General features: G+C 67.5%; 15 protein-coding genes. 6 read left to right on the top strand and 9 right to left on the bottom strand.

All coding sequences use genetic code 11. The annotated features are described in order from the left end of the window. Nucleotides 1–15: 15 nt before the first annotated feature. Nucleotides 16–579 carry an LppP/LprE family lipoprotein gene (locus AU185_RS10835; protein ID WP_059097841.1) on the bottom strand — a complete coding sequence of 188 codons (564 nt, stop codon included), beginning with the start codon at nucleotides 577–579 and terminating at the stop codon, nucleotides 16–18. Between the two features lie 91 nt (nucleotides 580–670). Between AU185_RS10835 and AU185_RS10830 the strand changes: the two genes are divergently transcribed. The 3 genes from AU185_RS10830 (at nucleotide 671) to AU185_RS10820 (ending at nucleotide 4,261) form a co-directional block, all read left to right on the top strand. After that, complete coding sequence (locus AU185_RS10830; protein WP_059097840.1) at nucleotides 671–2,344, top strand: DEAD/DEAH box helicase; 1,674 nt, start codon at nucleotides 671–673, stop codon at nucleotides 2,342–2,344. Then, nucleotides 2,341–3,483, top strand: coding sequence for an acyltransferase family protein (locus AU185_RS10825; RefSeq protein ID WP_059097839.1), 1,143 nt, complete (start codon nucleotides 2,341–2,343; stop codon nucleotides 3,481–3,483). Before AU185_RS10830 ends, AU185_RS10825 begins: the two co-directional genes overlap by 4 nt. 61 nt (nucleotides 3,484–3,544) lie before the next feature. Then, on the top strand, nucleotides 3,545–4,261 hold the full coding sequence (locus AU185_RS10820) for a siderophore-interacting protein (protein WP_059097838.1): 717 nt from the start codon (nucleotides 3,545–3,547) through the stop codon (nucleotides 4,259–4,261). Here AU185_RS10820 and AU185_RS10815 read toward each other — a convergent pair. From AU185_RS10815 to tap, 4 genes are all read right to left on the bottom strand, one after another. Further along, nucleotides 4,233–4,853 (bottom strand): TetR/AcrR family transcriptional regulator, encoded by a 621-nt coding sequence (locus AU185_RS10815; protein WP_059097837.1) that lies wholly within the window; start codon nucleotides 4,851–4,853, stop codon nucleotides 4,233–4,235. The two genes, AU185_RS10820 and AU185_RS10815, sit on opposite strands and share 29 nt — an antisense overlap. Then, nucleotides 4,853–6,094, bottom strand: coding sequence for a cytochrome P450 (locus AU185_RS10810; RefSeq protein ID WP_059097836.1), 1,242 nt, complete (start codon nucleotides 6,092–6,094; stop codon nucleotides 4,853–4,855). Before AU185_RS10810 ends, AU185_RS10815 begins: the two co-directional genes overlap by 1 nt. A 123-nt stretch (nucleotides 6,095–6,217) precedes the next feature. After that, entirely contained in the window at nucleotides 6,218–7,582 is a 1,365-nt protein-coding gene (locus AU185_RS10805; RefSeq protein ID WP_059097835.1) for an FAD-binding oxidoreductase, read from the bottom strand. 61 nt (nucleotides 7,583–7,643) lie between these two features. Continuing rightward, nucleotides 7,644–8,873, bottom strand: coding sequence for a multidrug efflux MFS transporter Tap (gene tap / locus AU185_RS10800; protein ID WP_059097834.1), 1,230 nt, complete (start codon nucleotides 8,871–8,873; stop codon nucleotides 7,644–7,646). A 75-nt stretch (nucleotides 8,874–8,948) separates the two neighbouring features. Here tap and AU185_RS10795 point away from each other — a divergent pair, with 75 nt between their 5' ends. Then, nucleotides 8,949–9,773: a uracil-DNA glycosylase gene (locus AU185_RS10795; protein ID WP_156425478.1), complete on the top strand. Its 825-nt coding sequence runs from the start codon at nucleotides 8,949–8,951 to the stop codon at nucleotides 9,771–9,773. Here the strand turns inward: AU185_RS10795 and AU185_RS10790 are convergent. Next, on the bottom strand, nucleotides 9,748–10,341 hold the full coding sequence (locus tag AU185_RS10790; protein WP_059097832.1) for a TetR/AcrR family transcriptional regulator: 594 nt from the start codon (nucleotides 10,339–10,341) through the stop codon (nucleotides 9,748–9,750). The genes AU185_RS10795 and AU185_RS10790 overlap by 26 nt on opposite strands. A 78-nt stretch (nucleotides 10,342–10,419) precedes the next feature. Here AU185_RS10790 and AU185_RS10785 point away from each other — a divergent pair, with 78 nt between their 5' ends. Then, nucleotides 10,420–11,646, top strand: a complete 1,227-nt coding sequence (locus tag AU185_RS10785) for an FAD-dependent oxidoreductase (RefSeq protein WP_059097831.1) — start codon at nucleotides 10,420–10,422, stop codon at nucleotides 11,644–11,646. Nucleotides 11,647–11,653: 7 nt separating this feature from the next. Next, nucleotides 11,654–12,691: an LLM class flavin-dependent oxidoreductase gene (locus AU185_RS10780; protein WP_059097830.1), complete on the top strand. Its 1,038-nt coding sequence runs from the start codon at nucleotides 11,654–11,656 to the stop codon at nucleotides 12,689–12,691. On the opposite strand, the gene AU185_RS10775 is transcribed toward AU185_RS10780, so the two are convergent. From AU185_RS10775 to AU185_RS10765, 3 genes are read right to left on the bottom strand one after another with little or no spacing between them, the layout of a single operon-like run. Beyond that, a complete protein-coding gene (locus tag AU185_RS10775; protein WP_082683861.1) occupies nucleotides 12,688–13,131 on the bottom strand; it encodes a nitroreductase family deazaflavin-dependent oxidoreductase in 444 nt (147 codons plus the stop codon). The genes AU185_RS10780 and AU185_RS10775 overlap by 4 nt on opposite strands. Before the next feature lie 10 nt (nucleotides 13,132–13,141). Continuing rightward, entirely contained in the window at nucleotides 13,142–13,579 is a 438-nt protein-coding gene (locus AU185_RS10770) for an HIT family protein (RefSeq protein WP_059097828.1), read from the bottom strand. Between the two features lie 52 nt (nucleotides 13,580–13,631). Further along, on the bottom strand, nucleotides 13,632–14,132 hold the full coding sequence (locus tag AU185_RS10765; RefSeq protein WP_059097827.1) for a DNA-deoxyinosine glycosylase: 501 nt from the start codon (nucleotides 14,130–14,132) through the stop codon (nucleotides 13,632–13,634). Between the last annotated feature and the right edge of the window lie 31 nt (nucleotides 14,133–14,163).

Genomic DNA, 14,163 nt, shown 5'->3' with positions numbered 1-14,163 from the left:
AAGCCGGCCTAGCGTTCAGCCGGCGGTGTTTCCGATCAGCTCGACACCGTTGCCGTTCCAGCGGAACCGGACGACACTGTCGAGGCCCGGCACGCCGTTGGAGTAACGCAGCGCGACGGTGTCGCCGGTGGTGACCGACTTGTCGATGCCGTTGAACCCGTAGGTGTCCGGCACGCCGGTCGGAATGAACTTGCCCAGGTGAAACATCACCGCGCGGGTGTTGGGGTTTTCGGCGTTGGTGTTGGCCTTCACGATGACGACCGAAAGCTGTGCGCACTCGTTGTAGTTGCCCGCCAGCGGCTCGGGGTTCCAGCCCTGGTTGCTGCGCGGGTCGCGGGGCAACTCCTTGACGGCCTCGGCGATCTCCGGCGCGGCGAGGTTGACCGCACACGGATCGGCGGCCGCCGCGGCGCTGGGCGGTCCGATCGTCGGAGCCGGCGGCGGCGCTACCGACGTTGCCGGAGAAGCGGCGGGCGCCGCCGACGGTGTCTTGGAGACGGTGGAGTCGCTTGCCCCGCATGCCACCAAGAGCGCCGCCACCACACCGATGAGGCTGCTGAACCGAACCGAGCGAGTCACCTGAGCCACCTTTGCAAATCGTGTCGAGCAGGTCGCGCCGACACACCGCTTGGCAAATCGGGCGTGTCGCGGGCATTAGACTCGGTTACCGATGACGCCCTCCGAGCCGGATGCGACTGGCACCGAGCTGACCTTTGATGACCTGCACATTCACCCATCGGTGCTGCAGGCCGTCGTCGACGTCGGCTACGAGACGCCGTCGGCCATCCAGGCGGCGACCATCCCGGCGATGATGGCCGGCTCCGACGTGGTGGGCCTGGCCCAGACCGGCACCGGCAAGACCGCGGCGTTCGCGATCCCGATTCTGTCGAAGATCGACACCGGCAGTCGAACCACCCAGGCGCTCGTGCTGGCGCCCACGCGCGAGTTGGCGCTGCAGGTCGCCGAGGCGTTCGGTCGCTACGGCGCACACCTGCCCGAGGTCAACGTGTTACCGATCTACGGAGGATCGTCCTACGGTCCGCAGCTGGCGGGGCTCAAGCGCGGTGCCCAGGTGGTCGTCGGGACGCCGGGCCGGGTGATCGATCACCTCGAGAAGGGCCGGCTCGACCTGTCGCGGCTCGACTACCTGGTGCTCGACGAGGCCGACGAGATGCTGCAGATGGGCTTCGCCGAAGACGTCGAGCGCATTTTGTCCGACACCCCCGAGTACAAGCAGGTCGCGTTGTTCTCGGCGACCATGCCGCCCGCGATCCGCAAGATCACCACCAAGTACCTGCACGACCCGGTCGAAGTCACCGTCAAGGCGAAAACCGCCACCGCCGAGAACATTTCGCAGCGTTACATCCAGGTTGCGGGCCACCGCAAAATGGATGCGCTGACGCGGGTGCTCGAGGTCGAAGAGGGCGACGCGATGATCGTGTTCGTCCGCACCAAGCAGGCCACCGAAGAGGTCGCCGAACGGCTCAAGGCCAGAGGCTTCGCCGCGGCGGCGATCAACGGGGACATTCCTCAGGCGCAGCGCGAACGCACCATCGCCGCATTGAAAGACGGCAACATCGACGTCCTGATCGCCACGGACGTCGCCGCGCGCGGCCTGGACGTCGAGCGCATCTCCCACGTGCTGAACTACGACATCCCCAACGACACCGAGTCCTATGTGCACCGCATCGGGCGCACCGGCCGGGCCGGCCGGTCCGGGGCGGCGCTGCTGTTCGTCACACCGCGGGAACGCCACCTGCTCAAGGCGATCGAGAAGGCCACCCGGTCCAAGCTGATCGAGGCCGAACTGCCGACGGTCGAAGACGTCAACGCGCAGCGGGTGGCCAAGTTCCGGGACTCGATCACCGATGCCCTCAACGCCGCGGGAACCGACGTGTTCCGAAACATCATCGAGGACTACGAACGCGAGCACGACGTGCCGATCGCCGACATCGCCGCGGCGCTCGCCGCGCAGGCGCATGGTGGTGACGAGTTCTTCATGGTCGAGCCGCCGCCGGAGAAGCGGCGCGAGCGCGACGACCGGCCGCGCCGCGACAAGCCCGCCCGCAGATCCCGGGACGGTCTGGTCACCTACCGCATCGCGGTCGGCAAGCGGCACAAGGTCGGGCCGGGTCACATCGTCGGCGCGATCGCCAACGAAGGCGGCCTGCACCGCAGCGACTTCGGGCACATCACCATCCGCCCGGACTTCTCATTGGTCGAGTTGCCTGCCGATCTGCCCCAACGGACGCTCAAAGCCCTTGAGAACACCCGCATCTCGGGGGTGAAGATCAACCTGCAGCCCGACCGGCGGCCGGACAAGGCCCGGCGCAAGCAGAGATGACGCTGTCGCGCGGGTTGGACGCGCAGGGCGGCCTGGAATCCATCGGCAAGGCCGAACGAGTCGCCTCGCTCACCGGGATCCGCGCCGTCGCGGCGTTGTTGGTGATGCTCACGCACGCCGCATACACGACGGGGAAGTATCCGCAGGGCTACGTCGGCCTGGTGTACTCACGGGCCGAGATCGGGGTGCCGATCTTCTTCGTGCTCAGCGGATTTCTGTTGTTCTCGCCGTGGGTGAAGGCCGCGGCCGCCGACGCGCCGCCGCCCTCGGTGCGTCGGTACGCATGGCACCGGGTGCGCCGCATCATGCCCGCCTACGTGGTGACCGTGCTGGTGGCCTATCTCGTCTATCACTTCCGCACCGCGGGCCCGAATCCCGGCCACACCTGGGAGGGGTTGTTCCGCAATCTCACGCTGACCCAGATCTACACCGACCACTACCTGTATTCGTTCCTGCATCAGGGCCTCACTCAGATGTGGAGCCTGGCGGTCGAGGTCGCGTTCTACCTTGTGCTGCCCCTGCTTGCCTGGCTGCTGCTGGTGGTGCTGTGCCGACGACGGTGGCGGCCGGGCCTGCTGATGAGCGGACTGGTCGCGCTCGCATTGCTCACCCCGGCGTGGCTGATCGTGGTGCACACCACCAACTTTCTGCCCGACGGCGCGCGGCTGTGGCTGCCGTCGTATCTGGCCTGGTTTATCGGCGGGATGATGCTGGCGGTGCTGCAGCCACTGGGTGTGCGGGCCTACGCGCTGGCATGTGTCCCGCTGGCGGTCGCGTGCTACTTCATCGTGTCCACACCGATCGCCGGCGAACCCACCACATCGCCCAACGAGTTGCGCGAGGGATTGGCGAAAGCGTTCTTCTACGCGGTGATCGCCACGCTGGCCGTCGCGCCGCTGGCACTGGGCGATCGGGGGATTTACGCCAGGCTGCTCTCCAGCCGGCCGATGGTGTTCCTCGGCGAGATCTCCTACGAGATCTTCCTGATCCACCTGATCACGATGGAGGTGGTGATGGTGGAGATCCTGCACTATCCGATCTACACCGGGTCCATCGTCATGCTGTTCCTCGTCACCTTCGTGGTGACGATCCCGCTGGCCTGGCTGTTGCACCGGTTCACCCGGGTCAAGACCGCCTGACCGTTCGACGAACGCGAAATTAGGGTAGCCTAACGCCGAACAGCGACACGGAGGGCCAGTTATGTCGGACAAGAAGCCAACGCGCGGTTTCCAGGGTGCGGTGCTCAAGCTGCTGCGCGCGGGCGACTACCAGCTGACCGTGACGGGTAAGCGGGAGATCAGCCCGCACTACCTGCGGCTGAGTTTCGACGCGGGCGGCATGCTCGAGGGCTCGCCGTTGCACCCGACGATGTGGATCCGCATGTGGTTCGCCGACGGCGAGAAACTCCATCAGCGCGGCTACACGCTGGTCGACCCCAATCCCGCAGCCGACACCGTCGACATCGAGTTCGCCCTGCACGACGGCATCGCGTCGCACTGGGCGGAGAACGCCCAACCGGGCGACACCATCGAGGTGACGGTGCTGGGCAGCAACTTCACGCTGCCCGAACCACCGCCCGCCGGCTACGTGATCGTCGGCGACACCGCATCGCTGCCCGCGATCAACTCACTGCTGACCGCGATCGGCGACGCCCCGGCCCGGGTGTTCCTCGAGGCCGGCCACGACGACGACAAGCAACTACCGGTCGCCCGCAGCACGGACGTGGTGTGGGTGGACCGCAAGAACGCGGGCGAGGCACTGGTGGAAGCCGTTGCCGCGGCGGCGTTCGAGGCGCACGATCACTTCGGCTGGGTGGCATGCGACAACCGCACCACCCGCGCCGTGGCCAAGATCTTCCGCGAGGAGTACAAGATCTCGAAAAAGTCGATCAAAGCGCAGGCTTACTGGGTGGCATGACGGCCTCCGCGCGCGAGGAGGAAAGCTGACCCGGCAGCACGATCGGTACGACGAACTCCTCGAGCATCGACCGCTCGTCGTCCTCGTCATGGCCCGGGAACAGCATCAGCGAGGTCATCACCCGCACCAACCACCGGGAGCGGTGGGCGACCAACTCGGGGTCGTCGGGGCCCAGCGAGATGACGAACGCCTCGGTCAGCGCCTTGATGACCTCGGACTCCTCGGCCATCTCCGCACCGATCGGGCGCTGTGTCGTCGCGAACCACGATGCGAGAGCGGGACTTTCGCGCACATTACGCAGCGAGGCCAGCATTCCCTCGATCAGGCGTTCGCGCGGATCCGTCAGCGCGTTGATCTGCTCGGTCATCTCGCGGTACAGCCGGTAGCTCTCCCGGTGCACATAAGCGGTGTACAGCGCGTCGCGGTTCTCGAAATAGCGGTACAGCGTTGCGCGTGAACACCCTGCCGCCGAGGCGATTTCGTGCATGCCAACGGTAGCGGCCTCTTTATGGGCGAACAGTTCACCGGCCGCGTCGAGGATCCGGTCGGCGGCCACTTCGGTGCGCCGCGCGGCCAGCCAGTCACCGGCCATCAGGTGTTCACCACGAACGGCACGGACAGCGGTCGACGCACGTAACTGCCGCCGGCCCAGACGATTCCGCTCTCGTCGACCTCGAAGTCCGGAATCCGCGTCAGCAGTTCGGTCAGCGCGACGCGGGACTGCATCCTGGCCGCCGCCGCACCGAGGCAGTGATGCGCGCCGTGACTGAACGTCAGGATGTTGCGGGGCTTGCGGGTCACGTCGAGTTCGGCGGCGTCGGCGCCGAACTGGCGCTCGTCGCGGTTCGCCGAACCGTAGAGCAACAGCACCCGCCTGCCCTCGGGGATCGTCGTACCGGCCACCTCCACGTCGCGGGTCACGGTGCGGGCCAGCCCCTGCACCGGCGAGGTCATGCGCAGGAACTCCTCGACGGAACCCGGTATCAGGTCGGGGTTTTCCACCAGCAGCCGACGCTGGTCGGGCCGCTGATGCAACAGCTGCACCGAGCCGCCGAGCATGCCGGTGGTGGTGTCGTTACCGCCGGTGACCATGGTGAATGTGAACGCCAGGATCGACAGCACACCGGCGATGTCACCGTCGGCGCCCACCCCGGCGGCCACCAGGTGCGAAACCGTGTCGTCCTCCGGTTCGACGCGGCGGCGTTCGATCAGCTGTGTGAAGTAGGCCATCATCTCGCCGAGCTTGTCGCCCAACGTCTCCAGCGCACCGCCGATGCCGCCGTCGGCGGTGTTGGCCGCGACGATCGCGTCGGTCCACCCGTCGAACTGGCCGCGGTCCTCCTCCGGAACGCCGAGGTAGTGCGCGACGACCATCGACGGCAGGGGCTTGAACAACTCCGCGACGATGTCGCCGCCGCCGTTGTCCCGGATGTTCTCGATTCGTTCGACGACGTACTCGCGCACCTTGGGTTCGACGGCCTCGACCTGCCTCGGGGTGAAACCGCGCGACACCAGCTTGCGGAACTCGGTGTGCACCGGCGGATCCTGCATGACCATCGGCGGGTTGTCGGCCAGGCCGATGAGCTCCAGTTCGCCGTAGTTCACCGTGAGCCCCTGCGCCGACGAGAACGTCTGGTGGTCGCGCGCGGCGGCCCAGATATCGGCGTGGCGCGACATCACGAAGTAGTCGTGATCCGGCCTGTCCTGCGGCACCACATGGTGGACGGGATCACGGTCCCGCAGCGCCTTGTACATCGGCCACGGGTCAGCCCAGGTGTCGGCGTCTGCGAGCTGGAATCGAACCGGCGTGCCATGAGACAGAGTAGCCGTCATGTCTCATTCGTACGACAGAAGCTGGGACCATGTCAATAGGCAATCTCCCGCGAACAGACGCGAACTGCCTCTTTCTCGCGGCATTTCGGGGCACTTCACGTCTGCTCGCGGCAACTAAGACAACTAATAGGCCGCGCCCGGGTTGAGGATGTTCTCCGGGTCCAACGCCTGCTTGATCCGCCGGTTGAGTTCCATCGCCTCGGGGCCGATCTGCCCGGCCAGCCACGGACGCTTGAGCCGGCCGACGCCGTGTTCGCCGGTGATCGTGCCGCCGAGGCCGACGGCCAGATCCATGATCTCGCCGAACGCCCGGTGCGCGCGTTCGGTCATCGCGGCATCGGCGGGGTCGTAGACGATCAGCGGATGCGTGTTGCCGTCGCCGGCGTGCGCGATCACCGAGATCAGCAGTTCGTGGTTCGCCGCGATCTTCGCCACGCCGCCGACCAGATCGGCCAACGCGGGTAACGGAACTCCGACGTCCTCGAGTAGTAGCGAGCCCTTCAGCTCGACGGCGGGTATGCAGAACCGTCGGGCGGCGACGAAAGCCTCGCCCTCGTCGGGATCCGATGTCGAGAACACCTCCTTGGCGCCGTGCTCGGTGAAGACATCGGCCATGAACCGGGCATCCTCGGCGCCGGACGGGCCACGGTCGTCGGAGGCGGCCACCAGCATCGCGGCGGCGGAGCGATCCAGGCCCATCTTCAGCTTGTCCTCGACGGCGTTGATGGCCGCCGAGTCCATGAATTCCAGCATCGAGGGCCGGATCTTCGCCGTGATCGCGACGACGGCGGTGGCGGCCGACTCCACCGAGTCGAAGCTCGCCACCACCGTGCTCGCCGCCGACTGTGCCGGCAGCAGTTTCAGCGTCGCCTCGGTGACCACGCCGAGCGTGCCCTCGCTGCCGACGAACAACTTGGTCAACGGGAGCCCGGCGACGTCCTTGAGCCGCGGACCGCCGAGTCGCACCGCGGTGCCATCGGCCAGTACCACCTGAAGTCCGAGCACGTAATCGGTTGTGACGCCGTACTTCACACAGCACAGGCCGCCGGCGTTGGTGGCGACGTTGCCGCCGATGCTGCAGATCTCGAACGACGACGGGTCCGGCGGATACCACAGGCCGAACTCGGCCACCGCCTTCTTGACTTCCGCGTTGAGCAGCCCGGGCTGGACGACGGCGGTGCGGGTCACGGGGTCGACGGTGATGTCGCGCATCTTCTCGGTGCTCAGCACGATGGCGCCGTCGAGCGCCGACGCGCCGCCGGACAGGCCGGTGCCCATCCCGCGCGGCACCACCGCGATCTTGTGGGCGGTGGCCCAGCGCAGCACGGCTTGCACGTCCTCGGTGCTGCGGGGCCGCACCACCGCGAGCGGTGTGCCTGCGGTGGGGTCGAAGGCCCGGTCATGCCGGTAGGACCCCAGGATGTCCGGATCGGTGACGACGCCACCCTCAGGCAGCGCGTCGACCAGATCGGCCAGGGTGGGCTCCACACGCCAATCGTACGAGCAGCCTGTGCGGTCGCGGCCCGGCCGCGATCGCGGCGTCGAGCGGTCACACCGTCGGCGGGCGGTCGAGTTCGCGTAACGCCGACAGGAACACCGCGACGATCCCGAGCAGCAGCATGGGCAGTGCCAGCGCCAGGAAAGTCAGGTGCAAGCCCGCGGCGTCGGCCAGTGGGCCCGCCACGATCAGGCCCAGCGGCCCAGCGGCGTAGGCCAGCGATCCCATCACCCCGACCACCCGGCCGCGAAGATGCTGGGGTGCCCGCGTCTGCATGACGTAGTTGTAGATCGGCGCGATCGGCCCGTAGACCAGCCCGACGATCGCCGACAGTACGAGGATGACCGGCAGCGGCGGCAGGAACGCGATGACCGTCATCGCCACCCCGAGCGTCAGCACGGCGGCCAGCATGGTCACCCGCCGACTCAGGTATTTCGACGACACCGCATAACCGAGCGCACCGACCAGACCGCCGACGCTCAACGCCATCAACACCCAACCGAGCTGCGCCGGTTCGTTGCGGTCGGTGAAGTACTTCGGGAACAGCACGCTTTCCATCGGCATGTACAGGCCGGTGGCCGTCAGGTCGACGAACGCCAGCGTGCGCAACACCTTGTTGTTCCAGACGAATCGCAGGCCCTCGACGATGCCCGCCCACACCCCGTCGGGCAGCGAGCCGCGGTCGGGCCTGCCGGTGCCCTCCAGTCGCAGGACACCGATCGCGACGATCGACAACCCGAAGGACAGCGCGGTGACCCACATGGTGTTGATGCCGCCCAGCGTCGCGATCAGCAGGCCGCCGATGCCCGGACCGACGATGTAGGCCAGGTTGAACACGGCCTCGTAGACGCTGTTGGCGCGGTCCAGCGTCCACCCCGCGCGGGTCGCCGCCTCGGGCAGCATCGTCTCGCGCGCGGTCATCCCCGCCGGGTCGAAGAAGGCGCCCAGCCCGGCCAGCACCGCCAGCACCGCGACGTTGACGGCTCCCACGCCGAAGGTCAGCGCCAGCACCGGGACGGCGGCCACCGACAACGCGGACAGCGCATCGGAGATCATCGAGACCAGCCGCCGGCCCAGATAGTCGACCGCGGCGCCGGCGATCAGCGTCGCGATCAGCAACGGCAGTGTGCCCGCCATCGCCACGATCGAGGCCTCCAGCGCAGAGCCGTTGCGCTGCAACACCAGCCACGGAAACGCGATCAGCGATATGCCGTTGCCTGCACCGGCCATCAGCGCGGCGAACAGGATCAACAGAAGGGGGCCGCGCCTGCTGTGCGTCATGGTTACCGCGGCAGAATCTAGCAGCGGCCGGGGCCGACCGGCATCCGAATTATGCGCGCGGGCAAAGTGGTGGGCGTGCAATTGCCTCACCCGCGCACCGGTGCGCGGTTCGCGTCGCCGGTGCCTCCCGGCTCGGGTTGGCCCGGCGATCCCGCGACGCCGCACACCGCGGTGGCGTCGACGGCCGCGCACGTGGCGTCGATGGCCGCGGCGGTGCGGTCGCTCGACGAGCTCGACGCCGCGGTGTCGGTGTGCCGGGCCTGCCCTCGCCTGGTGGAGTGGCGCGAGGAGGTCGCCGTCGTCAAGCGCAAGTCGTACGCCGACGAACCGTACTGGGGCCGTCCGGCGCCCGGGTTTGGAGCGGCCCGGCCAAGCATTCTGATCGTCGGGTTGGCGCCCGCGGCGCACGGCGCGAACCGGACAGGCAGGGTGTTCACCGGCGACCGGTCCGGCGACTTTCTGTTCGCGGCGCTGCACCGGGTGGGCCTCGCCAATCAATCGGTCTGCGTAGACGCCGGAGATGGCTTGGTGCTCAACGAAACCCGGGTGGCCGCGTCGGTGCGTTGCGCACCGCCGGGCAATGCGCCGACACCGGCCGAGCGCGCGACGTGCGCCCCGTGGCTGGACGCCGAATGGCGGCTGACGGCGCCGTACGTGCGGGTGGTGGTGGCGCTCGGCGGGTTCGCGTGGCGCGCGGCGCTGCAGATGCTGCGCACCGGCGGAGTGACGGTGCCGACACCCGCGCCGAAGTTCGGCCACGGTGCCGCCGCCGAGCTCGGCGACGTCACGCTGATCGGCTGCTATCACCCCAGCCAGCAGAACACGTTCACGGGAAAGCTGACGCCGCAGATGTTCGACGAGGTGTTCCGGCAGGCTAAGGCGCGAGCGTCCGTCGGATAGTCGCGAACTGCGCGTCGGCCAGCTCCTGTAGCGCCGAGACGGGAAAGTCGTCGTAATGGGCTAGCGTCCATTCGTCGAACACCTGCAGGATCCGGAAGATCAACTCCGCCTGCAACGGCTCGGGAAGGTCGGTGCGGACCGCGCCGCACCGACGACCGACGCGCAACACCTCCTGCACCCAGTCCCGCACGGCGTCGAGCGCTCCGCTGACCGCGGACCTGGCGGGGTCGGGCGCCTGCAGGTAGAACATCCGCCCCAGCAGCAGGAACTTCTGCTGCCGCTGCGAGAACAGCACGAGGTCGGTGAAGAACCGTTCGAGTCGTGGCCAGAATTGCTCACCGGCGAAATCTTCAGGCGCGACGACCGGTATATCCGCCGCCACATCCGTGATCAATTCCCGCACGACGAATTCATAGAGTTCGGCCTTCGAGGACAGCACATAATAGAACGAGCTCTTACTCATCCCGCACCGCTCGATGATGCGGTTGAGCGACGCCTGTTCATAACCGGCAGAACCGAATTCAGCGGCGGCCACCTCTACGAGCCGTTGCCGTCGCGCTGCCGGCATACGTCCGATCCGTCCCGAGGTCACGGTTCAGGATAACAAAGTGGACCGGCCGGTCCACACAATGGTACGGTGAAAAATATGTTGAGTCCGACGAGCCTTGAAAAGCAATACGAACAGGCGGCCACCGACGAGCTGCGGGTGCTGGTGGTGGGCGCCGGCATCGCCGGGGTCACGGCCGCGCAACTGCTGCGCCGCGACGGCCGCCACCCGGTGTTGATCGAGCGCGCCGAGAGTTCGTCGGCCCAGGGCTACATGCTGGCGTTGATGCCGATGGTGGACGCCGCGCTCGACGATCTCGGCGTGCACGAGGCGTACCGGGCGGCCAGCACCCCGCTCGGGCGGTACGCCGTCCACGGGCACAGCGGTCGCAAGCTGCGTGAGGACTCGATGTCGGCGATCCTGGCACGCTTCGGCGACTACCGCGGCATCGGGCGTGGCGAGCTGATCGACGCGCTCTCCGGCGAGGGCGGCGCGGCCACGTTCGGTTCGACGGTCACCGACCTCATCGAACGCCCCGATGAGGTTGAGGTGACGGTGTCGACGCCCGACGGCTCGCACCGGTTGACCTTCGATCTCGTGGTCATCGCCGACGGAATACATTCGGACACCCGTCAATTCGTGCTGGGCAAGCGGTCGGTTCAGGTGGTCGACACCAAATGGGGCGGCTGGGTGGTGTGGGCCCCCGAGGACGCTGACTCCGATCTCGGTGAAGAATGGTGGGGCGCTGGCTATTTCGCCGGTCTGTATCCCGTCAAGGGCGAAGTCGGCGTGTTCTTCGGAGGCCCACGCGCCGACACCGCCGCCGGCCCGGAATCGTTCGTCGCAAAGACCCGCCGCCAACTCAAGGATGTCAGCCCACGGCTGGACCGGGCATTGACGGCGGTGCTCGACGATCCCGACCCCTATTACTGGTCGCTCACCGACTGCCGCGCACCCGAGTGGACCACCGGGCGCACAGTGCTGCTCGGCGACGCGGCCGCCGGGTTCCTGCCGACCGCCGGCATCGGCGCGGGGATGGCGATGGAGTCGGCCTGGGTGCTCGCCGGGATTCTGCGCCAATCGGGCGGTTCCGCGCTTGCCGATCTCTTGCGCGCATACGAACGCCTGCAGCGGCCGCGGGTCGAGGCCGCACAAAACAACTCACGTCAACTCGCGAACCTGATGTTCCACCGCAGCCGAACCCTGACGGTGATCCGTGAGCTGGCGATGCGCTTCGTCAGCGTCGAACGCGCGCTCGGGCCCATCAAGAAGTTGTTACAGGAGCAACCCGATCCGCGGGAAGCCATCCGCGTAGGGCAGTGTTGACACAGTAATGCGCTTATCAGTTCTCGATCTCGTGCCGGTGCGCACCGACCAGTCGACCTCGGACGCGCTGGCGGCGTCGACCCGGCTGGCGCAGACCGCCGACCGCCTCGGTTACACGCGCTACTGGGTAGCCGAGCACCACAACATGCCCGCGGTGGCGGCGACCAGCCCACCGGTGCTCATCGCGCACCTGGCCGCGCACACCGAGCAGCTGCGGCTCGGCTCCGGCGGGGTGATGCTGCCCAACCACGCACCGTTGGCCGTGGCCGAGCAGTTCGCGCTGCTGGAGGCCGCCCACCCCGGGCGTATCGACCTGGGCATCGGCCGCGCACCCGGATCCGACCCGGTGACGTCGATGGCGCTGCGGGGCGCTGCCGGCCGCGACGATCGTGACATCGAGGCCTTTCCCGACTACCTCGACGACGTCGTCGCGCTGATGGGCGCCCGCGGCGTGCGGGTGCCGATCCCGAACCAGCGCTACATCCTCAAGGCCACGCCCGCGGCGGTGAGCGAACCGAAACTGTGGCTCCTGGGTTCGTCGATGTACTCGGCGCACCTGGCCGCCGCCAAGGGCCTGCCGTACGTGTTCGCCCATCATTTCTCGGGCAAGGGCACCGCGGAGGCGCTGGCCGCGTACCGCTCCGAGTTCCGGCCCAGCGAGCTGGCCTCCGAACCCCTCACATTCCTCACCGTCAACGCGGTCGTTGCCGAAACACGCCGAGAAGCAACGGCTTTGGCGTTGCCGAACCTCCAGATGATGGCGCGGCTGCGAACTGGCCAGCCGTTGGGCCCGCTGGATCTCGTCGAGGACGCGGAGCGGCAGGAACTCGCGCCGCAGGCACAGCGAATCGCCGAAGCGGCGTTCGGGCGCGCCGTCGTCGGCGATCCGTCAGAAGCCGCCGATCAGATGCGCGCGCTGGCCGACGAGTTCGGAGTCGACGAGGTCATGGTCAACCCGGTGGCCTCGGCACGCCACGGCACCGATCCGGCGACCGCGCCGGCGCGCGAGAAGACGTTGGAATTGTTGGCCAAGGAGCTGTTCTAAGGCGTCAGCTTGACCACCGGGATCGGCCGCGTGGTGCGCTTCTGATACTGGTTGTAGCGGTCCTTGTTGGCCTTCATGTCGTTGACGATCTCCCACAGCCGCGCAAAGTCGGGATCGTCGCGGGTGACCGGCGTGGCCGTCACCTTGATGCGCTGGGGTCCGACGTTGATCTCGACGTTCGGGTTGGCCTTGAGGTTGTGGTACCAACCCGGTGCCTTGGGTTCGCCGCCTTTGGATGCGACGACGAGGTAGTCGTCGCCGTCGCGGGCATAGGCGAGCGAATTGGCCCGCTGCAGACCGGTTTTCGCGCCGACCGTGTGCAGGATCAGCATCGGCGGAGCACCCGGAATCGTGTGCCCGATCCGGCCGTTGGTGCCCTTGTAGAGCTTGTCGTGCAGTAACAGCATCGGATATCCGACGTACTTCTCCCACCAGGGCATGCTCATGACGTCAGTCTTGCGCAGCGGAGTCCAGTTGCGCCAGGGCCTCACGCAGCAGGCGGCCGGATTCCTCCCGGTCGGGGTCGCGGCGCAGCAGCATGTTCTTGGCGAACGACAGCTTGTCGCCGCTCTGCCGGGGCAACACGTGCAGATGGATGTGGAACACCGATTGAAATGCGGACTTGCCGTCGTTGATCACCACATTGTTGCCGTCGGCGTGCAGTCCGGACCTGCGCGCGGCCCGGGCGATGCGCTGACCGATCCGCGCCATCGCCGCGACGGTCTCCGGCGGCGTGTCGGTCAGGTCGACGGTGTGCCGTTTGGGGATGACCAGCGTGTGGCCGCGGGTGAAGGGGCGGATGTCGAGGATCGCGAGATAGTCGTCGTCCTCGTAGATGCGGATGGCCGGCGCCTCGCCGGCAACGATGGCGCAGAACACACAGGACATCCCGCCACGGTAGCGGCCGAACCGGGGCGCTCACCGTCCGCCTGGTCCTTCGCTAGCGGCGTGCGGTGATGGCTTCGCGCCAGATTGCGAGTTTGTCCACATATCGCATGGTCTGCGCCGGGCTGGTCGACGGCAGTCGCCGGTAGGGCAGTTCGGGTGCGGCGGAAACGAGTCGGGTGAAATTCTTCTGCGCCGCGGCGCCGTTGAACAGCACGCGAGTGATGCCCGGATGCTCGGCGAAGAACTGCTGAAAGTTGTTCGGCACCATGCTGTCCGGCTTGACCGCGGAATCCAGGCTGCCTTCGCGCCGGCAGGACCGCAGCACGTCCCAGACAGCGATCTGGTGAGCCGTCAACACGGCACACCGCTGCTCATAGGCTGCGTCCGCGGTGAACCCGAGAACCTCACCGACGATGCGCCAGAAGGCATTGCGTGGATTTCCGTAATACTGCTGAGCGGCCAGCGACATCACGCTGGGCATGTTGCCCAGGATCAACGTGCGCGCCCCTTCGGCGACGATCGGCGGCAACCCGTGCAGCACCGGCGAACCCATGCTGCGATGATCGCACGCGGTATACGTTGAG

Origin of the sequence: Mycobacterium sp. GA-0227b, from assembly GCF_001499855.1 — a bacterium.
GTDB lineage: Bacteria > Actinomycetota > Actinomycetes > Mycobacteriales > Mycobacteriaceae > Mycobacterium.
The sequence above is the reverse complement of the archived record's forward strand: the minus strand, read 5'-3'. Positions and strand labels throughout refer to the sequence as shown.